The sequence below is a fragment of the Amycolatopsis sp. w19 genome (genome assembly GCF_051373225.1).
Classification (GTDB): Bacteria; Actinomycetota; Actinomycetes; order Mycobacteriales; family Pseudonocardiaceae; genus Amycolatopsis; species Amycolatopsis japonica.
Genome location: NZ_JBPQFM010000001.1, coordinates 388,574 through 407,178 on the forward strand (window position 1 = coordinate 388,574; position 18,605 = coordinate 407,178).

The window sequence follows — 18,605 nt, forward strand, 5'->3', positions numbered from 1 at the left end:
TCAGGCACGGTACGTTTGACCTCCACACGTTCTTGAGTAGTGGCAACACACATGCGTTAGGAGAGCTCAGGTGAGCACGAACGACGGGCCCGGCGTTCCCCCGGAGCAGTCTCCGGAGCGGACTTCTGTCTTCCGGGCCGACTTCCTGGCCGACGTCGAAGGCACTGAGGCTCCTCCGGCTGCCGAGGCCCCCGTCCAGGGTGTGGACGCGCTGCCCGCGGGTTCCGCGCTGCTGGTCGTCAAGCGGGGCCCGAACGCGGGGTCGCGCTTCCTGCTGGACCGCGACACCACCAGCGCGGGACGGCACCCGGACAGCGACATCTTCCTCGACGACGTCACGGTCTCCCGGAGGCACGCCGAGTTCCGCCGTGAGGGCGGCGAGTTCGTCGTCATCGACGTCGGCAGCCTCAACGGCACCTACGTCAACCGCGAGCCGGTCGACCAGGCCGTCCTCGCCGGTGGCGACGAGGTGCAGATCGGCAAGTTCCGCCTGGTCTTCCTGACCGGCCCGGGTTCCGGGGGCCAGGGGGCACGGTGACGGCGGCCGGGCGGCCTGATCGGGATGCGTCGCAGCGCGATGGGTTGAGCATCGGGGCCGTGCTGGCACAGCTGCGCGGCGACTTCCCCGATGTCACCATCTCCAAGATCCGGTTCCTCGAGGCGGAGGGTCTGGTCCAGCCGGGCCGGACCCCGTCGGGGTACCGGCAGTTCGCTCCGGCGGACGTGGAGCGGTTGCGGTTCGTCCTGTCCGCCCAGCGGGATCACTACCTTCCGCTGAAGGTCATCAAGGAACAACTGGACGCGGCGGATCGGGGCGCCGTGCCGGAAGCGGCGATGCCGAGGCTGCCGCGGAAACTCGTTTCGCTCGACGCCCCCGGGGAGAACGGCGGACTGCCGTCCCCCGGGGACTTCGAGACCGATCGCGAGATCAGGCTGACCGAGGAAGATCTGCTCCGCCAGGCCGGCATCGACGCCGCCACCCTGGCTGAGCTGCGGCAATACGGTCTGGTGCGCCCAGGCGCGGCGGGGTTCTTCGACCCCGACGCGGTCCTCGTGGCGAAGACCGTGAAAGCGATGACCGAATTCGGTATAGAGCCGAGACATCTGCGTGCCTTCCGGGCCGCGGCCGACCGCGAGGTCGGCCTGCTGGAGCAGATCGTGACCCCGGTGTATCGGCATCGTGACGAGGACGCCCAGGCGAGGGGCGACGAAGTCGTCCGGGAGCTCGCCGCCTTGACCGTGGCGTTGCACACGCTCTTGGTGAAGGCCGGAATACGGGCTGTCACGGGCGGTTGAACGGTTCCAGGGGACCGGGAGCCGCTGTACGGCCACTTGTCAATGCCTGAATGTTCGGCACCCTATGCCGTACCGTGAGAGTCGGGTTTGCCACGGGCGAACCGAGAATGTCGGAGACAGCGAGCACAGCGCTCGGAAGACGGGTAGCGTCGGGACTACCGTCGCTTGGTCGTCGAGACAAGCGTTGCAGCCCGTGCGCACGAGAGGGAGGCGAAGCCCGATGAGCGAGATGCGCGTCGTCGGCGTGCGGGTGGAGCTACCCGCGAATCAGCCGATCTTGTTGCTGCGGGAAACCGAAGGCGAGCGTTACCTGCCGATCTGGATCGGCTCGGTGGAGGCCACCGCCATCGCCTTGGAGCAGCAGGGAGTCCGCCCGGCCCGTCCACTGACCCATGACCTGCTCAAGGAGGTCATCGGCGCGCTGGGCCGTGAGCTGGAACAGGTCGTCATCACCGACCTGAAGGAAGGCACGTTCTTCGCGGAACTGGTCTTCGACGGGGACATCCGGGTTTCGGCGCGGCCGAGCGATTCGGTGGCGCTGGCGCTGCGGGTGGGGGTGCCCATCCACGCCGTCGACGCGGTGCTGGAGGAAGCTGGCCTCATCATCCCCGACGAGCAGGAGGACGAGGTCGAGAAGTTCCGCGAGTTCCTCGACTCGGTCTCGCCGGAGGACTTCCGCGGCGCGGACACCTGATCCCGAGAACTCGAAGAAGGGGCGGCGCCCGTTGGTGCCGCCCCTTCTTCGTATGCGTTTAGTCATCTGAATGCGGGTCAGGCCGCGGTCGCCTTGAGGAACAGGTCGGCCAGCTCCCGGCCGTACCGCTCCAGGTCCAGCTTCGGATCCGCCGCGAACTTCGCCGCGACGCCGTCGATGGCCTGAGCGATCGACAGCGCCATCACGTCCGCCGCGAAGTCGCCGAAAGCGCCTTCCTGCTGGCCCTGGCGCAGCTGACGTTCGAGCCGCCCGGTCCGGAACTCCTCGACGAGCGGCGCCGACATGAACCAGCCCTCGGCGTCCGAGCCGCTCGAAGCCATCTCGACCATGACCCGCACCAGTTCCGGGTACGAGCCGAGGAAGGCGATCTCCGCCTCGATGTAGCCGCGCAGCAGCCCGGCACGGTCGGTCCTGCCCTCGATGCGCTCCTCGAGGAACTTGTCCTTCATCCCGGTCGCGGTGGTGACCACCGCCTGCATCAGGCCGGCCTTGTTGGTGAAGTGGTAGGAGATGATCCGGGTGCTGGACAGCCCGGCCCGCTCCTTGATCTTCGCGAACGACGTCTTGTGGTAGCCGAAGTCGGCGATCGTCGCGATCGCGGCCCCGACGATCTGGGCCCGCCGGGCCGCCTCGGTGACCGACAGCCCCAGTTCCGCCTGAACCTCTTGCAGGGCGCTTTGAGTGGAGGGATTTACTTGCATGAGTAAAAATTAACACGGCTGGGTAAAACCGGCAACCCTGCGGCCGAACGGGGGACTGTCCTCGACAAGCCTCAAGAAGAGCTTGAGGCCGACCGCGCGTCGCGTTGACCGGTTTGCCGGACGCGCTTACCGTCAATGAAGGTGAATCGCCAAGGTGTGATTCGGATGTCTGGGGCATTCGTCTTGACGAGGAACTCCGGTGCGGACTCCCGTGGGTCCGCGCGGCTTTGTTCGCCGGCCGCCAGGTCGGGCGAGGGGAGGCATGGCGTGGTCGAGGCTGGTAGCCCTCAAGAGCCGCTCGTTCCGGTCGCTGACGGCGAGCAGGGCGAGCTGTTCCCCGACTCTTCCCTCCCGGACGAACTCGTCGGCTACCGCGGCCCGGCCGCCTGCCAGATCGCCGGGATCACCTACCGGCAGCTCGACTACTGGGCCCGCACGAAGCTGGTCGCGCCGAGCATCCGCACGGCGCATGGTTCCGGTTCGCAGCGGCTCTACTCGTTCAAGGACATCCTCGTCCTGAAGGTGGTCAAGCGGCTGCTGGACACCGGCGTCTCCCTGCAGAACATCCGCGTCGCCGTCGACCACCTGCGCCTGCGCGGCGTCCGTGACCTCGCCAAGGTCACCCTGTTCTCGGACGGCACCACCGTCTACGAGTGCACCTCGCCCGAAGAGATCGTCGATTTACTCCAGGGCGGGCAGGGTGTCTTCGGCATCGCGGTCAGTGGCGCGATGCAGGAGATCAGCGGCACCATCCACGAGTTCCCGGCCGAACGGGCCGACGGCGGCGTGATCGAAACGGTCACGCCGGACGAGCTCACGCAGCGCCGCAACGCCCGTCGCACCGGCTGATCATGAGGCCGCGCGAGCGGCAGGGTAGGCTCACTTCCGCGGTCGACGAATCCGCGCGGGAGAGACCGAGTCGATAACCGTTGAGCTCGGCGCCGAAGGAGCAAGTCCTCCCCGGAACCTCTCAGGCACCCTGGACCGCGCGGAAGAGACGCCTCTGGAAAGTGGTTCGCCAGGTCACAGCCTGGCGGCCCCGCCGACGGTGCAAGCCTGGCTCAACACTCGGGCGAAACTCTCAGGCGCCCCCTCGGGGGTACGGACAGAGTGGGGAGGGCCAGGACAATCCGTCCCGGCCCCACCCCCGCGTCTTGGGAGGTCCCCGATGGAGCCTGTTTCACTGGCCGCTCTCGAATCCGGAACCCTCTTCGCGGACCGGCACATCGGTCCCGGCGCGGAAGAGCTCGCGCGCATCCTCGACGTCGTCGGCGTCGCCTCCCTCGAAGAGCTCGCCGAGCGGGCCGTCCCCGCGTCGCTGCGGGAGTCCGCGACACCGCCGGATCTGCCGCCGCCCGCCACCGAGACCGGCGCGCTCGCCGAACTCCGCGTACTGGCCGGGCGCAACCGGCCGATGGTCCAGATGATCGGCCTCGGCTACCACGACACCGTGACCCCGCCGGTGATCCGCCGCAACGTGCTGGAGAGCCCGGCCTGGTACACCGCGTACACGCCGTATCAGCCGGAGATCTCGCAAGGCCGCCTCGAAGCGCTGCTCAACTTCCAGACCATGGTCGCCGACCTGACCGGGCTGCCGATCGCGAACGCGTCCATGCTGGACGAGGCGACCGCCGCGGCCGAGGCGATGACGCTGGTCCGCCGGGCGGGCAAGGCGAAATCGAGCCGGTTCGTGGTCGACGAGGACACCCTTCCGCAGACGATCGAGGTGCTGCGCACCCGTGCCGAACCGCTCGGCATCGACCTGGTGACCGCGGACCTGTCCCAGGGCATCACCGGGCTCGGGCTCGGCGGCGACTTCTTCGGCGTGCTGCTGTCGTATCCGGGCGCGTCGGGGGTCGTCCGCGAATGGGATCACACCATCGCCGAGGTCAAGGCGCTCGGCGCCGCCGTGGTGATGGCCGCGGATCCGCTCGCGCTGACCCTGCTGCGGTCGCCCGGTGAACTCGGTGCCGACGTCGCGATCGGGTCGACGCAGCGGTTCGGGGTCCCGATGGGCTTCGGCGGACCGCACGCGGCGTACCTCGCCGTCCGGCAGGGGCTCGAACGGCAGCTGCCCGGACGGCTGGTCGGGGTGTCGAAGGACGCCGACGGCGCCCCCGCGTACCGGCTCGCGCTGCAGACCCGTGAACAGCACATCCGCAGGGAAAAGGCGACGAGCAACATCTGCACCGCCCAGGTGCTGCTGGCGGTCATCGCGTCGATGTACGCCGTGTACCACGGTCCCGAAGGGCTGCGCGCGATCGCGAACCGCGCACACCGGATGGCCACGGTACTCGCGGCGGGCCTCGCCGAAAGCGGTGTCGACGTCGTGCACTGCGAATTCTTCGACACCGTCACGGTTTCGGTCCCGGGCCGCGCGGCGGGGATCGTCGGCACGGCGCGGGAACTCGGGGTCAACCTGAGGCTCGTGGACTCCGACCACGTCGCCGTCGCCTGCGACGAGACGACCACCCGTGAGCATCTTTCCTTGGTGTGGAAGGCGTTCGGGGTCGCGGTGTCCGATGTGGACTCGCTCGACGCGGACACCGCGGACGGCTTCCCGCCGGATCTGCGCCGCACCAGCGACTACCTGACCCATCCGGTCTTCCACGCGCACCGCTCGGAAACGGCGCTGCTCCGGTACCTGAGGTCGTTGTCCGACAAGGACGTCGCGCTCGACCGGAGCATGATCCCGCTGGGCTCCTGCACGATGAAGCTCAACGCCACGGCCGAGATGGAGCCGATCACCTGGCCCGAGTTCGCCGGTCTGCATCCGTTCGCACCCGCCGAGGACGCGGCCGGTCTGCTCACCGTCGTGAAGGATCTGGAGCGCTGGCTCGCCGGGATCACCGGCTACGACGCGGTCTCCCTGCAGCCGAACGCCGGAAGCCAGGGCGAGTTCGCCGGACTGCTGGCCATCCGCGCGTACCACCGCGAACGCGGGAACTCCGCACGTGACGTCTGCCTGATCCCGTCCAGCGCGCACGGGACGAACGCCGCCAGCGCCGTGATGGCCGGAATGCGGGTGGTCGTCGTGAAATGCGACGACGAGGGCAACATCGACCTCGGCCATCTCAAGTCCACTGTGGACGAGCACGCGGACGACCTCGCCGCGATCATGATCACCTATCCCTCCACGCACGGCGTGTACGAGGACACCGTCCGCGAGGTCTGCGCGCTGGTGCACGACGCGGGCGGCCAGGTGTACGTCGACGGCGCGAACCTGAACGCGCTGATCGGGGTGGCGCAGTACGGCAGGTTCGGCGCGGACGTCTCGCATCTCAATCTGCACAAGACCTTCTGCATCCCGCACGGTGGCGGCGGGCCGGGGATCGGGCCGATCGGCGTCCGCGCGCATCTGGCGCCGTACCTGCCGAACCACCCGCTGCAGCCGGACGCGGGCCCGTCCACCGGAGTGGGGCCGATCAGCGCCGCGCCATGGGGGAGCGCGTCGATCCTTCCGATCTCCTGGGCCTACGTCCGGATGATGGGTGCTGAAGGCTTGAAGCGGGCGACGCTGACCGCGGTCGCGAACGCCAACTACGTCGCCAAACGTCTCGCCGCGCACTACCCGGTGCTGTACTCCGGGCACGACGGCCTGGTCGCGCACGAATGCATCCTCGATCTCCGCGCGCTCACCAAACGGACCGGCGTCACCGTCGACGACGTCGCCAAGCGGCTGGCCGACTACGGGCTCCACGCGCCGACGATGTCCTTCCCGGTGGCGGGAACGCTCATGGTCGAGCCCACCGAGAGCGAGGATCTCGGTGAACTCGACCGGTTCTGCGACGCGATGATCGCGATCCGCGGCGAGATCGAGAAGGTCGCCGCGGGGGAGTGGCCGGTGGAGGGAAGCCCGCTGCGGAACGCGCCGCATACCGCGCGCTGTCTCGCGGGCGAGTGGGATCGCCCGTACAGCAGGGAGATCGCGGTCTTCCCGGCCGGCTTCACCGCGTCGAAGATCTGGCCCCCGGTGCGGCGGATCGACGGGGCCGCGGGGGACCGCAACCTCGTCTGCTCCTGTCCGCCGCCGGAGGCCTTCGCCTGATCGTCAGCCGGGCATTTTGTCGAGAAAACCCAGCACCTGCTTGATCCGGCCGTCCTCGACGGTGATGACGTCGAAACCGATCGCCAGCGGCTCCTCGGCGCCCTCCGGGCCGAGGTACCACTGGAACCGCGCGATGTCGTGGTGCGCGTCGGGCGCCGCGGGCAGGCTGAACTTCAAGCCCGCGAACTGGGCCTGCGCGCCGGCGATGAAGCCGTCGACACCGTCGCGGCCGGTCACGGCGCCGAGCGGGTCGGTGTAGACGGCGTCCTCGGTGAACACTTCGGTGATGAGCGCGCGGCGCTTGTCCGCGTCGGTCTCGTTCCACACGGCGATGTACTGCTCGGCGACGCGCTGGATGTCCGACATGGTGTCTCCTCGTTCTGTTGTGGGGTAACCGATGCCGCAACTCTGTCGGCCGAGGGTGGGTCCCGTCGATTACGCGGGAGGTAATGGCGGCCCGGCGCCGGTGGCCGTAGGTTCGTGATCGTGACGACCACACTGACCGCGGGCCGCGCGGGCCGCCCCGTCGGGGAACTCCTTCGTGAATGGCGTGACCGCCGCCGGATCAGCCAGCTGGACCTCGCCATCTCGGCGGACATCTCCACCCGGCACCTGAGCTTCGTCGAAACCGGCCGGTCCAAGCCGAGCCGCGAGATGGTGCTGCGGCTCGGCGAACACCTGGAGGTGCCCTTGCGGGAACGCAATCAGCTGCTGCTGGCCGCGGGGTACGCGCCCGCGTACGCCGAAACCGGTCTCGCCGCCCCGGAGCTGGAGGCGGTCCGCAAGGCGGTGCGCCAGCTGATGGCCGGCCACGAGCCGTACCCGGCCGCCGTCGTCGACCGCTGGTGGAACCTGGTCGACGCCAACGCGAGCATCTCGCTGATGACCGACCTGGTCTCGCCCGCCTTGATGACGCCGCCGGTCAACGTCCTGCGGGTGACGCTGCATCCGGACGGGATGGCGCCGCACGTGCTGAACCTGGGGGAGTGGCGTGCCCACCTGCTCGGCAGGCTGCGGCGTCAGGTGGCCCAGACCGCCGACCCGATGCTGACCGAGCTGCTGGAGGAACTGCTCACCTATCCGTGCGCGGATCCCGTCCCCGAGGTGGAGGTCCCGGGACCGGGTGACATCTTCGTCCCGCTGAAACTGCGGCACGAGGACGCCGAACTCACGTTCTTCAGCACGGTGTCCACCTTCGGCACGCCGCTGGACGTCACGGTCGCCGAGCTGGTGATCGAGTCGTTCTTCCCGGCCGACACGGACACGGCGGAGTATTTGCGCGCGTATGCCGCGCGCGGGGTGGAATGATGCGGGGCAAGAAGCCCTGCCACCGAACCCAGTGAGGATTTCCCTTCCATGGCCGTGCCTTCCGTCGTCCTGAACAACGAGGTAGCCATCCCCCAGCTCGGTTTCGGCGTCTGGCAGGTGCCCGCGGGCGATACGGCCAAGGTCGTCCGGACCGCCATCGAGACCGGGTACCGCAGCATCGACACCGCCGCGTCGTACCGGAACGAAGCCGGTGTCGGCGAGGCGATCCGCTCATCGGACGTCCCCCGCGACGAACTGTTCATCACCACGAAACTGCCGAATCCGGGCCACGGTTACGACGAGGCGCTGCGGGCGTTCGACGCGAGCCTCGCGGAGCTCGGGCTGGACCACGTCGACCTCTACCTGATCCACTGGCCGATGCCCGCCCGCGGGAAGTACGTCGAAACCTGGCGGGCGCTGGAAAAGCTCTACGCGGACGGCCGGGTGCGCGCGATCGGGGTGTCGAACTTCCACGTCCCGCATCTGCGGCGGCTGTTCGACGAGACCGGGATCGTGCCCGCGGTCAACCAGGTCGAGCTGCATCCCCGGCTTCAGCAGAAGGCGTTGCGGGAGTTCCACGCCGAGCATGGCATCGTCACCGAGGCGTGGAGCCCGCTGGCGCAAGGATCTTTGCTCGCGGACGCGACGCTGACCGCACTCGCCGCCAAATACGGCAAGAGCCCGGCGCAGCTCGTGCTGCGCTGGCATCTGCAGCTCGGCACGGTCGCCATCCCGAAATCCGTGACACCGTCCCGGATCCGCGAGAACTTCGACGTCTTCGACTTCGAACTCGCCGAAGACGATCTCGCCGCGCTCGCCGAGTTCGACGACGGGACGCGCACCGGCCCGGACCCGGACACCTTCTCCTCGTGAGTGTTGGGTTCTAACGGTCCCAACACTCACGAGGCCGGGACCGAATCGGGAAGTCTTGCGTGATCAGGTGGACGACATGCGTGATCGGACGGACGACACGCGTGTCTGGAGGGACATCACGCGAGTCGTCCGTCTGGGCACGTGTGTCGTCCGTTCCGTCACGTGTGTCGTCCGTCGGATCACGCCAAACCGTCGGACACGGTTGGTGCTAACCGTTCTCTCCCCACTCACGAGGACTTGGCCCGCTGGTACTGGCGTCCTGGGTACATGAAGGCCCCCTTCATTGCGTCTAGCGCAGTGAAGGGGGCCTTCATGTACTTGGGAAGGTGTGAAGGTCGAGTTCAGCAGAAGTCCAAGACACCCTTGGTCCTAACCGTCCGCGCGCTCACGAGGCGGAGGTACGGGAAAGGCCCCTTCCCGAGCGGCGAAGGGGCCTTTCCCGTGGTTCGGGGCCTCAGGTGGCCTTGATACCCGCGGCCGCGAAGTCGGCCTGCTGGGCGGGCTGCTGGAGGTACTGGCGGAACGTCTGCGCGGCGCGCATCTGGACCTCGTCGATGTTCTTGCCGGCGAGCCCGACGAGCGGGTAGTCGGCCGAACGCGCCGTCGCGACGGACTGGGCGGGCGAACCGACCAGCTCGGGCTTGGCGGTGTTCAGCTCGGTCACCCAGTAGGAGGACTCGGGGATCCAGGCGGCGGGAAGGCCGCCGATGGAGTCGAGGTTGGTCCGTCCGACGAGGCCGTCGAGCACCGAACCGGACGACAGCGCGTCGATCTGGATGATCACGCAGTGGTCGCGGACCACGGTCGCGGCGTTGTTCCACCGCTCGGCCGCCGCGCGGACCGGCTTCTCGATGCTGGGGGTGACGATGACCCGCATCGGGGTGTCGCCGGCGCTGCACGCCTTGGCCTGGGCTTCGGCGCGGGTGTTGAGCTCGCCGTCCGCCCAGTTCCAGCCGAACACGCCGATCGCGACCAGGACCACGAGGACCAGGCAGGCGATGGGCCACTTGGCGATCCGCCGCCGCGGGGCCTTCTTCCCGACGATCCGGTGCGAACCGGTCGCCTCACCGCGACCCTGAGGCCGCTTCGGCGGGTCGAGGGGATGCGGCACCGGCTCCTCGGCCACGCTGTGTCGCCCCATCGTTGTCCTTTCGAAACGTGCGCGCTCGCGCTGCGTATGCAATCAAACCGTTATCACTCTAACAGGGGAGGATGTTACGGGGAATGCGACGACTCACAGTTGTTTTCCGCGTGTCGCGGGAACTTTCCTTAACTCGGCCAGGAGCCGTTGGCAATGCGCTATCAGGTGCTCACGCAGCGGCGCGGCCCGGCGGGCGAACCCGGCCTGGGCACGGGCGTACTCGGCACGGCCTTCCGGGGTCTCGATCCGCACGGGCGAGTACCCGAACGACGCCAGATCGTACGGGCTGGCCCGCATGTCCAGCTCACGGATGTCCGCGGCCAGCTCGAAGCAGTCCCCGACCAGCTCAGCCGGGACGAACGGATCGAGTTTGTACGCCCACTTGAACAAGTCCATGTTGGCGTGCAGGCAGCCCGGCTGCTCGAAGTCGACCTGGTCCTCCCGCGCCGGTCGCAGGGTGTTGAGCGGCCGGGCGGGCTCGGTGAAGAACCGAAACGCGTCGAAATGTCCGCATCGGATCTCCAGCGACTCGACGACGCCGTCGGTCCCGGCCGAGCCGAGCCGGAGCGGAAGTTGTGAGTGGCGGACCTCATTCGCCGATTCCCGGTAAACCATTGCCCATTCGTGAAGCCCGAAACAACTGAGTCTCGGCGAGCGGGACGCGGTCGCGGAAAGCAGCCGGAGAACGAATTCCGCGGTCTTGGCCCGGCCCTCGGTGAAGCCCTCCGGGTCGAGCATGACGCCGTCCGGGGTCTCCAGGTAGCCCTTCCGCTCCAGGAACCGGCGCGCGGGCGCGCCTTCGAGCACGACACCCGGGCCCGGCTGCCAGCGCTCGAGATGCCCTGGCCGGTGCGAGTAGTAGCTGAAGAGGAAGTCGAGCACCGGATGCTTCTCGCCTCGCGAGCGGCGGCGCTGGTGCGGTGTCGTCCAGCGCCGCATCCGCGTGACGTGGTCGTCCTCCCGAGCCCGCCACACGGGCTCGGGAAGGACGATCAGGCCGGTCATGACATGACGTGGGTACCGTCGCGGACAGTTCCCACGTATTCCTCGACGAGGTCCTCCAGCGCGACGACGCCGACCGCGGCCCCGGCCGGGCTCAGCGCCCGCGCCAGGTGGCTGCCTTCCTTGCGCATCGCCGACAGCGCCTCGTCCAGCCGGGCGTCGGCGTGCAGTTCGGTGAGCGCCCGCGTCTTGTCCGACGGCACCACGGTGGTCGGGTCCTCGCCCACGAGGTCGAGGATGTCCTTGACGTGGATGTAGCCGGTCAGCGTCCCGTCGTCGGTGCACACCGGGAAGCGGGAGAACCCGGTCGAGGACACCGCGCGTTCGACGTCGCCCAACGTGGGCGAGCAGGGCAGCGTGGTCAGCTGAGCCGTCGGGACCAGCACGTCCGCGACCGTCTTCTCCACCGAGGACAGCGTCTTGCTCAGGCGCTGGTGCTCGGAATGCTCCAGCAGCCCCTCACGACGCGACTCGCTGAGCAGCTCGGCGAGTTCGTCGGAGGTGTAGGCGGTCTCCAGCTCGTCCTTCGGCTCGACCTTGAACACCCGCAGCAGCGAGTTCGCCACGAAGTTCAGCAGCCAGATGAACGGGTTGGCGACCTTCACCCAGGCCACGTGCACCGGCACCAGCCACAGCGCCAGCCGCTCCGGCTCGGCGATCGCGAGGTTCTTCGGCACCATCTCGCCGATGAGGACGTGCAGGATGGTGATGAACGCCAGCGCGATCGCGAACGAGATCGGGTGCAGCAGGACCTCGGGGATCCCGAACAGCTCGAAGAACCCGGCCAGCCGGTGGGCGATGGCGGGCTCGCCGAGCCGTCCCAGCAGCAGCGAGCAGATGGTGATGCCGAGCTGCGCGCCCGCGAGCATCAGCGAGACGTTCCTGCTCGCGTTGATCACGATCCTGGCGCGCGTCTTTCCCTGCTCCAGCAAGGCTTCCAGCCGGTCACGCCGCGACGAGATCAGCGCGAACTCGGCACCGACGAAGAACGCGTTGGCCAGCAACAGGACCACGACGAGGAAGATGTTGAACCAGTCGCTCATCGGGCGGGCTCCTGCTCGGCGGAGGTCGCGGTGTCGCCGACCCGGCGGACTTCGACCTCGGCGATACGGAGACGGTCCATTTTGGTCACCGTGAGCCGCCAGGCGTCGAGTTCGGTGGCGTCGCCGGGGGAGGGGATCCGGCCGAGCCGTTCGAGGATCAACCCGGCGATGGTCTCGTAGTCGCCGTCGGGCATCCGGAACCCGGTCTCGTCGGTGACCTCGTCTGCGCGAAGCTGTCCGGACACGAGCCAGTTGTCGGCGCCGACCTGTTGGGAGGACGGCGCTTCACGCTCGTCGTGCTCGTCGCGGACGTCGCCGATGATCTCCTCGACGACGTCCTCCAGTGTCACCAGGCCCGCGGTGCCGCCGTACTCGTCGACGACGATCGCGAGCTGGAAGCGGGAATCACGCAGCCGGTTGAGCAGCGAGTCGCCCGGCAGGGATTCGGGCACCGTCGGGATCGGCCGCATGACCGAACCGATCCGTACCGTGGCGCGCTGGGCGGCCGGGACGGTGAACGCCTGCTTGATGTGCACCGCGCCCTGCACGTCGTCGAGATCCTCGGTGTAGACCGGAAAGCGTGAGAAGCCGGTGCGGCGCGAGATCTCGATGAGGTCGGAGATCGTGTCGTCCACGGTCAGCGATTCGAGCTGGACGCGCGGCGTCATCAGCTCGTCGGCCGTCCGCTCGCCGAAACGCAGCGACTTGTCCAGCAGTTCGGCCGTCGACGTGTCGAGCGTGCCGCTTTCCGCGCTGGAGCGCACGATCGAGCCGAGTTCCTGCGGCGACCGGGCCGACCGCAGTTCTTCCTGCGGCTCGACGCCGAACTTGCGGACGAGGAAGTTGGCGCTGTTGTTCATCAAGGTGATGAGCCAGCGGAACAGCGACGAGAACCGCGAGTGGTACCCCGCGACGGCACGCGCGGTCTGCAGCGGCCGGGCGATCGCGAGGTTCTTCGGCATCATTTCGCCGAGGATCATCGACAGCGACGTGGCCAGGATCAGCGCGACCGCCAGCGAGACGCCGTTCGCCACGCCTTCGGAGAACCCGACGGCGGTGAACAGCGGATGCAGCAGATCACCGATCACCGGTTCCGCGAGGTAACCGGTGATCAGGGTGGTGATGGTGATCGCCACCTGCGCGCCGGAGAGCTGGAACGAGAGCGTGCGGTGCGCCTTCTGCACGGTGTGCGCCCGTTTGTCGCCGACCTGGCGGACGTTCGCGTCGACCGTGCTGCGCTCGAGCGCGGTGAGGGAGAACTCGGCGGCGACGGCGAGGCCGGTGCCGACGGTCAGCAGGAGGAACAGGAGAATGCCGAGAACGGCGAGCAGGATTTCCATCATTTCCTGCCGGCGGGGTCGGCAGGAAGAGCCGCGGAACAGCCGGGTGTGCCACCCGGCTCGATACTGTCACCAGGTGACTGCGCGTCGCGCACGAAAAGAGTCACTCCTCGATCGGAATCCACTGACACCGCCGCTGTACTGCGGCGATGGGACAATCTTAACGTGTTCCCCCGGCCGCGTGGGCACGGTGCCGCCGCACGCTCTCCTCGACCAGGTCGAGGACGGGGCCGAGATCGTCTCCGGGCTGGCCCATCGCGAGGTGGGAGACGAGACCCTCGAGAACGAGTTCGAGGTACGCGGTCAGGACGTCGACGTCGACGTCGTCACGCAGGATCCCGGCGTCGCGCTGACGCTCCAGACGGCGGCGGGTCGCGGCGGTCAGCTGGTGGGACCGCTCGGCCCAGCGGGCACGGAACTCGGGGTCGGTGCGCAGCCGTCGGGAGACCTCCAGCCGCGTGCCGAGCCAGTCGGCGGGGTGTTCGCTGCGGTTCGTCAGCAGCTCGCGCATCACCTGGACGAGACCCTGCTCGGCGACGATGTCGGCCATGCGCACCGCGTCGTCCTCGGCCAAGGCCAGGAAGAGCGACTCCTTGTCGCGGAAATGGTGGAAGATCGCACCGCGGGACAGGCCGGTGGCTTCTTCCAGCCGCCGGACGGTGGCGCCCTCGTAGCCGTGGCGTGCGAAGCACACGCGGGAGCCGTCGAGGATCTGGCGCCGGCGTGCGTCGAGGTGATCCTGGCTGACCCGTGGCATCCTGGGATCCTGTCACCGGGAACCCGGTTAATGCAATCCGTACGTACGTACTGTGACCAGTTCGCGGGATGATCCGCCCGACCGGGAACCGGACGGCGCCGAGACACGTCCGACCACTCGGCCGGATCGGCTGACACGCCGTCCGCCGCTTGGCTACTCTTTGTCCATCACCGTGTGTGAGTGCTGAGGGGAAGGTGCGGGTGTGAACATCATCGGCGACGCCGCGAGCGCGATCAAGGCCGTCTGGGGTGACCTCACCACGCCGAAGGAACCGACCGTTTACGGCGGCGGGGGCGGCGGTGGCGGCGGGTTCGAGATGAGCCCCGAGGAGCTGAAGACCGTCATCGGGCTGTGGCAGGACGAACTGAAGAAGGTCTCCCAGGACGGCATGAAGATCGAGGACATCCTCGCCGATCTGAGGCCGCCGGGCCAGGACGAAGCCAGCTCCAGCTACGTCGATTCCGGCGTCGATTCGCTGCTCGCCTTGCAGAAGCAGAACGACTCGATGAAGGAATACATCACGGGCTACATCGCGAAGCTCGAGATCGCCAGGACGAAGACGATGGTCACCGACCAAGCCAACACCATGCGCACGACCTGAGGATGCCGAACGTGTTGAGGAAACGCGCCGCGGTGGCGGCGCTCATGCTCGTATCCGTCGCGGTGGCGGGCTGCACGGGGGAGAACCCCGGGAAACCGTCGCCCAGTAGCGGATCGGCGCCGTCATCGGACTCGTCGGCGGCACCGGAGGACCCGAACGTCCCGAAGGTGGCGGATCCGCTGGACGCCTCGGCGTACGTCGGCGACGCCTGCAAGCTGCTTCCCGCCGCCGCGGCCGCGGAGCTGGGGTTCACCGAGCCGGGCGAGCCCAGGTCCGAGTCGAGCAATCCGAGCTGCGGCTGGTTCATCAGGGGCAAGGGGGAGACGCTGCAGATCATCCTCGGCAGCGGAAACCGCGAAAAGGGCGCGGGTGGCCTGGCCGGAATGTACAAGGCCAAGGAATCCGGGCAGCTGCGGTTTCTGGAGCCCGGCCCCGAGGTCGACGGCTATCCGACCGTCTACTACGGAATCCAGGACCGGCGGGCGCGGGGGAACTGCGATCTCGCGGTGGGCGTCGCGGACGACCTGACGATCAACACCCTGGCCGCCGGCTACGGCGACGAACAGAATTCGTGCGGGACCGCGCGGAAACTCGCGTCGGCCATGATCAAGACACTCAAGGGGGCATGAGAGTGGACGGCAAACAGATCTTCGAGAACTTCACCCAGGGCGACACCCGCAACCTGCGTTCGGCGGCCGATCGCATCGCCGAACTCTCGGACGCCTATGTCGAACGCGGCATGGCCATCAAGTCCCTGCAGACACGGATGACGTCTTCCTGGACCGGTTCCGCCGCCGACGCGGCGAACGCCGGCGCGGGCCCGCTGGAGCAGGCCTTCAAGGAGACCGCGCAGCCGCTGTTCCAGACCAGGGATTCGGTGACGACGCAGGCCGACAGTTTCGACGACTCCGGGCAGACGGTCGTCCCCGTGCCGCCGAAGCCGGACAAGCCCAACCCCTGGACCACCGGCCTGAAGGGCGCGATCCCGATCGCCGGGCCGTTCATGGTCAACAACGACATCAAGAACTACCAAGAGGGCGTCGCGAAGCACGAGGCGGCGAACCAGAACAACGTCCGCGTGATGGACCAGTACGACTCGGTCACCAGCAGCACGAGTTCCAACCTGCCGACCGACTACGGCGTGCTGAAGAACGACGGCGCGGACGTCAGCGTCAAGACCCCCGGCGGTACGCCCCCGGTCCACCCGCCGATCATCCCGGTCAAGCCCATCCGGAACGGCGGCGGGGACGACAACGACGGCACCGACACCAGCGGCACGGACGACAACGGCACCGACCCGAACCAGAACAGGCCGGGCGGCGACGATCGCACGCCGACCAAACCGGGCCCGAACGACGACCGTCCGGTGATCCCGAGGGACCGGCCCGACCCCACCATCCCGCCGCCCACGCGCAAGCCGGGCGGCGACGGGGACGACACCACGCGGCCGTCCGGCGGTGGCAAGGGCAAGCCCGGGCCGACGACCGAGATCCCGGGCAGGATCCCCGGCCGTGGCCCCGGTGACTCGGACAACGTCATCGGCCTGCCGAACGGCCCCGGCCAGAACTACAACCCCAACGGTCCCGGCCAGAACCCGCCGGGAAGCACCGGCGGTCGCAACGTGCCCCCGCCCAACAGCGCCGCGGGCAGGCTGCTCGGTGGCGAGGGCGGCACCGGCGGCGGCCGGGCGGGCGCTCCCGGTTCCGGCGGTCTCGGCTCGGGCCGGGGATCCGGTATGGGCGGTCTCGGCGGCCTCGGTGGCGCCGACCACCTGGGCGGCGGTCGCGGAGCGGGCGGTCGTGGCGGCGGGCAAATGGGTCCGATGGGTGCCGGTGGCCGGCGTGCCGATGGGGACGATGACGACGAGCACCAGCGTCCCGACTACCTGATCGAGGCCGACCCGGACGCGATCTTCGGCACCGACCAGCGGACCAGTCCGCCGGTCATCGGCGAGTAGCGGATGACCGTGAGAACAGGCCGGGTGGACGTCCCGGTCGAAGCCTTGGCGGTGCTCGCCGAACGCGAACGCGTCGGCGACCTGCACATCACGCTGCGTCCCGAACCGCGCTGGCTGTCCAGGACGGCCCGCGCGGAGGCGGACAAGCGCGTGGAAGCGGCGCTGGCGCAGGCCGGGCTGCTGGATTCGAGCGGCCGCGCGTCGGTCGACTTCCTGGACTGGCTTCCGGTGCTCACGAAACCGGCCATCGAGTACTACGGCTGGGTGAACACCGGCGGCCAGACCTACGGCGTCCTCGCCGCTTCGCTGGGACTGCAGGCGGTCCTGGCGGTGGCGTCGGGTGACTGGGTCGGGCTGCAGGAGATCGATCGGCGACGGCTGCCCGAAACGCTGATCGAGCAGCTGCCGCCCGTCCCGGCGGGCGGCGGAAGGCTGCGCACGGTCCGCGCGTACGAGCTCGAGGAAGCGGCCCGCCGGGGCCCGGACACACATTCGCTGCCACCGGTGATCGCGGACATCGTCAGCCTCGTGCAACGGCCGGTCGAGGGGAGCGGCGAGCTCTACGTCGGCAAGCGGGACGAGGTCGGCAGGCATGTGGCCGCCGAGGATCCGCTCCATTTCGCCGACACGGACTGGGGCCGGTACCTGAGCTACACGACCGGCCATGGCAACGACGCCGTGGTCCACATCGGACCGGCCGGCCCGGCGGAGCTGGCAGACGCGCTCAGGCACGTCTCCAGCACCCTGGCCGGCTAGGCCGTCACCACGGGAACACCGCCCTGAGCGCGGCTGAGATCGGTTCGAGGTCGGCGACGAGACACTCGAGTTCTTGGGCGCTCAGGGCGTTGTACGGCGTCTCCGCGAGCCTGTCGGTCATGGCCTCGACGCGTTCCTTCGTGGCGCGCCCGGCCGGGGTGAGCCGGCCGTCGTCCCCGACGAGACCGCGGTCGCGCATCCCGTCGACGACCGCGGTCAGCCGGGCGGCGGGGAGGTGCCAGACCCGGCCGAACTCGTTCGCGGGGATGTCGACGGACAGGGCGTGGAGCACATGGGACTCCGTGCCGCCGATGCCCTCGGCCAGCAAGGCGACGGTGTGGCCGTCGCCGCGGTGTTCACGCAGGAGAGTGGCGGCGTGCCACAGCCTGGCCACGGGTTCCTGCGGGACCGGGACTGTGCGGAGGGCGGCGTAGAGGGCGCGTCCCTCCACCGGCGCGCTGGTCGCGGCTTTCAGCAGGAGGTCGCCTGCGCGGGTGATCTCGGAGGCGTCGGCGAGTTCGCCGAGGATCCGTCGCATCCCCGCGACGCATCCTCGTTCGCGGGCGGCCAATGCCGCCTCGGGGGTGGTCAGCTCCCAGACCGTCGGGATGTGGCGGGCCACCTCGCCGGGGGCGAAGTTGTAGAAGATCGCGTGGACGACCTCGGCGGGCACCGACCGGCCGAACGGCGCGGCCCGGCCGGCGAAGTAGGCGTCCCATTGGCCGCGCAGACCGAGCGCGATCAGGGCCTCGTCCGACTCGTCGGCGAAGTAGGGCACCAGACCGATGGGCTCGATCAGGTCGTACATGCGGCGGGCGTTCGGCATCTCATCCCCTGAGGCTTCGTGGCGGCACCCTCGTGGCGGCCGCTCACCTTGTCCACGAACGTCCGAGGCCGGAACAGACACTCGAGCCACAGGGATTCGCCGAGAGGCGCTAATGCCCTGAGTCAGAAGTTCGCGTCGTTCGTTCTTCTGGCCTCGGGGTGGGTGAAGGGGACTTTCACCGCATGGGACGCGGGTACAGCGCCCTTCATCGGCGGCTGGATGTCCGCTTGGTGTCCATATC

At 68.8% G+C, this 18,605-nt stretch carries 19 protein-coding genes and 1 riboswitch; of the genes, 11 read left to right on the forward strand and 8 right to left on the reverse strand.

Annotated elements, in window-relative coordinates:
• Nucleotides 1-70: 70 nt before the first annotated feature.
• The 3 genes from garA (at nucleotide 71) to ACSMFO_RS01705 (ending at nucleotide 1,990) form a co-directional block, all read left to right on the forward strand.
• A complete protein-coding gene (gene garA, locus ACSMFO_RS01695) occupies nucleotides 71-538 on the forward strand; it encodes a glycogen accumulation regulator GarA (protein ID WP_016334077.1) in 468 nt (155 codons plus the stop codon).
• Complete coding sequence (gene ftsR, locus ACSMFO_RS01700) at nucleotides 535-1,296, forward strand: transcriptional regulator FtsR (protein ID WP_436456560.1); 762 nt, start codon at nucleotides 535-537, stop codon at nucleotides 1,294-1,296. Before garA ends, ftsR begins: the two co-directional genes overlap by 4 nt.
• 220 nt (nucleotides 1,297-1,516) lie before the next feature.
• On the forward strand, nucleotides 1,517-1,990 hold the full coding sequence (locus ACSMFO_RS01705; protein WP_005150031.1) for a bifunctional nuclease family protein: 474 nt from the start codon (nucleotides 1,517-1,519) through the stop codon (nucleotides 1,988-1,990).
• A 77-nt stretch (nucleotides 1,991-2,067) separates the two neighbouring features.
• On the opposite strand, the gene ACSMFO_RS01710 is transcribed toward ACSMFO_RS01705, so the two are convergent.
• Nucleotides 2,068-2,712 (reverse strand): TetR/AcrR family transcriptional regulator, encoded by a 645-nt coding sequence (locus tag ACSMFO_RS01710; RefSeq protein ID WP_072027304.1) that lies wholly within the window; start codon nucleotides 2,710-2,712, stop codon nucleotides 2,068-2,070.
• A 267-nt stretch (nucleotides 2,713-2,979) separates the two neighbouring features.
• On the opposite strand from ACSMFO_RS01710, the gene ACSMFO_RS01715 reads away from it, so the two are divergent.
• The gene (locus tag ACSMFO_RS01715; RefSeq protein WP_005150040.1) at nucleotides 2,980-3,561 is read left to right on the forward strand and encodes a MerR family transcriptional regulator; all 582 of its coding nucleotides are present in this window, start codon (nucleotides 2,980-2,982) and stop codon (nucleotides 3,559-3,561) included.
• Between the two features lie 46 nt (nucleotides 3,562-3,607).
• A riboswitch (glycine riboswitch) is annotated at nucleotides 3,608-3,709 on the forward strand.
• A 171-nt stretch (nucleotides 3,710-3,880) separates the two neighbouring features.
• Nucleotides 3,881-6,760 (forward strand): aminomethyl-transferring glycine dehydrogenase, encoded by a 2,880-nt coding sequence (gene gcvP, locus ACSMFO_RS01720; RefSeq protein ID WP_436456562.1) that lies wholly within the window; start codon nucleotides 3,881-3,883, stop codon nucleotides 6,758-6,760.
• A gap of 3 nt (nucleotides 6,761-6,763) precedes the next feature.
• On the opposite strand, the gene ACSMFO_RS01725 is transcribed toward gcvP, so the two are convergent.
• The gene (locus ACSMFO_RS01725; RefSeq protein ID WP_436456564.1) at nucleotides 6,764-7,126 is read right to left on the reverse strand and encodes a nuclear transport factor 2 family protein; all 363 of its coding nucleotides are present in this window, start codon (nucleotides 7,124-7,126) and stop codon (nucleotides 6,764-6,766) included.
• 114 nt (nucleotides 7,127-7,240) lie between these two features.
• Between ACSMFO_RS01725 and ACSMFO_RS01730 the strand changes: the two genes are divergently transcribed.
• Together ACSMFO_RS01730 and ACSMFO_RS01735 are read left to right on the forward strand one after the other, a co-directional pair.
• A complete protein-coding gene (locus ACSMFO_RS01730) occupies nucleotides 7,241-8,068 on the forward strand; it encodes a helix-turn-helix domain-containing protein (protein WP_436456565.1) in 828 nt (275 codons plus the stop codon).
• Nucleotides 8,069-8,116: 48 nt separating this feature from the next.
• Entirely contained in the window at nucleotides 8,117-8,941 is an 825-nt protein-coding gene (locus ACSMFO_RS01735) for an aldo/keto reductase (RefSeq protein ID WP_436456566.1), read from the forward strand.
• Between the two features lie 454 nt (nucleotides 8,942-9,395).
• On the opposite strand, the gene ACSMFO_RS01740 is transcribed toward ACSMFO_RS01735, so the two are convergent.
• From ACSMFO_RS01740 to ACSMFO_RS01760, 5 genes are all read right to left on the reverse strand, one after another.
• On the reverse strand, nucleotides 9,396-10,082 hold the full coding sequence (locus ACSMFO_RS01740) for a hypothetical protein (RefSeq protein ID WP_360095514.1): 687 nt from the start codon (nucleotides 10,080-10,082) through the stop codon (nucleotides 9,396-9,398).
• A gap of 93 nt (nucleotides 10,083-10,175) precedes the next feature.
• Nucleotides 10,176-11,087 carry a 3-methyladenine DNA glycosylase gene (locus ACSMFO_RS01745; RefSeq protein ID WP_436456567.1) on the reverse strand — a complete coding sequence of 304 codons (912 nt, stop codon included), beginning with the start codon at nucleotides 11,085-11,087 and terminating at the stop codon, nucleotides 10,176-10,178.
• Nucleotides 11,084-12,127, reverse strand: a complete 1,044-nt coding sequence (locus tag ACSMFO_RS01750; RefSeq protein ID WP_038514040.1) for a hemolysin family protein — start codon at nucleotides 12,125-12,127, stop codon at nucleotides 11,084-11,086. The genes ACSMFO_RS01745 and ACSMFO_RS01750 overlap by 4 nt, the downstream gene beginning before the upstream one ends.
• Entirely contained in the window at nucleotides 12,124-13,470 is a 1,347-nt protein-coding gene (locus tag ACSMFO_RS01755) for a hemolysin family protein (RefSeq protein ID WP_436456569.1), read from the reverse strand. Before ACSMFO_RS01755 ends, ACSMFO_RS01750 begins: the two co-directional genes overlap by 4 nt.
• A gap of 157 nt (nucleotides 13,471-13,627) precedes the next feature.
• Nucleotides 13,628-14,224 carry a TetR/AcrR family transcriptional regulator gene (locus tag ACSMFO_RS01760; RefSeq protein ID WP_037337340.1) on the reverse strand — a complete coding sequence of 199 codons (597 nt, stop codon included), beginning with the start codon at nucleotides 14,222-14,224 and terminating at the stop codon, nucleotides 13,628-13,630.
• A gap of 202 nt (nucleotides 14,225-14,426) precedes the next feature.
• Between ACSMFO_RS01760 and ACSMFO_RS01765 the strand changes: the two genes are divergently transcribed.
• Genes ACSMFO_RS01765 through ACSMFO_RS01780 form a run of 4 tightly spaced genes read left to right on the forward strand, consistent with a single transcriptional unit; the run spans nucleotide 14,427 to nucleotide 17,538 of the window.
• Nucleotides 14,427-14,825, forward strand: a complete 399-nt coding sequence (locus ACSMFO_RS01765) for a hypothetical protein (protein ID WP_360134816.1) — start codon at nucleotides 14,427-14,429, stop codon at nucleotides 14,823-14,825.
• A 2-nt stretch (nucleotides 14,826-14,827) separates the two neighbouring features.
• Entirely contained in the window at nucleotides 14,828-15,454 is a 627-nt protein-coding gene (locus tag ACSMFO_RS01770; protein WP_360134819.1) for a DUF3558 domain-containing protein, read from the forward strand.
• On the forward strand, nucleotides 15,451-16,782 hold the full coding sequence (locus tag ACSMFO_RS01775) for a hypothetical protein (RefSeq protein WP_436456570.1): 1,332 nt from the start codon (nucleotides 15,451-15,453) through the stop codon (nucleotides 16,780-16,782). Before ACSMFO_RS01770 ends, ACSMFO_RS01775 begins: the two co-directional genes overlap by 4 nt.
• Nucleotides 16,783-16,806: 24 nt before the next feature.
• On the forward strand, nucleotides 16,807-17,538 hold the full coding sequence (locus tag ACSMFO_RS01780) for an ESX secretion-associated protein EspG (protein WP_083649725.1): 732 nt from the start codon (nucleotides 16,807-16,809) through the stop codon (nucleotides 17,536-17,538).
• Between the two features lie 4 nt (nucleotides 17,539-17,542).
• Here ACSMFO_RS01780 and ACSMFO_RS01785 read toward each other — a convergent pair whose 3' ends face one another.
• Nucleotides 17,543-18,364 (reverse strand): MarR family winged helix-turn-helix transcriptional regulator, encoded by an 822-nt coding sequence (locus ACSMFO_RS01785; protein ID WP_436456571.1) that lies wholly within the window; start codon nucleotides 18,362-18,364, stop codon nucleotides 17,543-17,545.
• Between the last annotated feature and the right edge of the window lie 241 nt (nucleotides 18,365-18,605).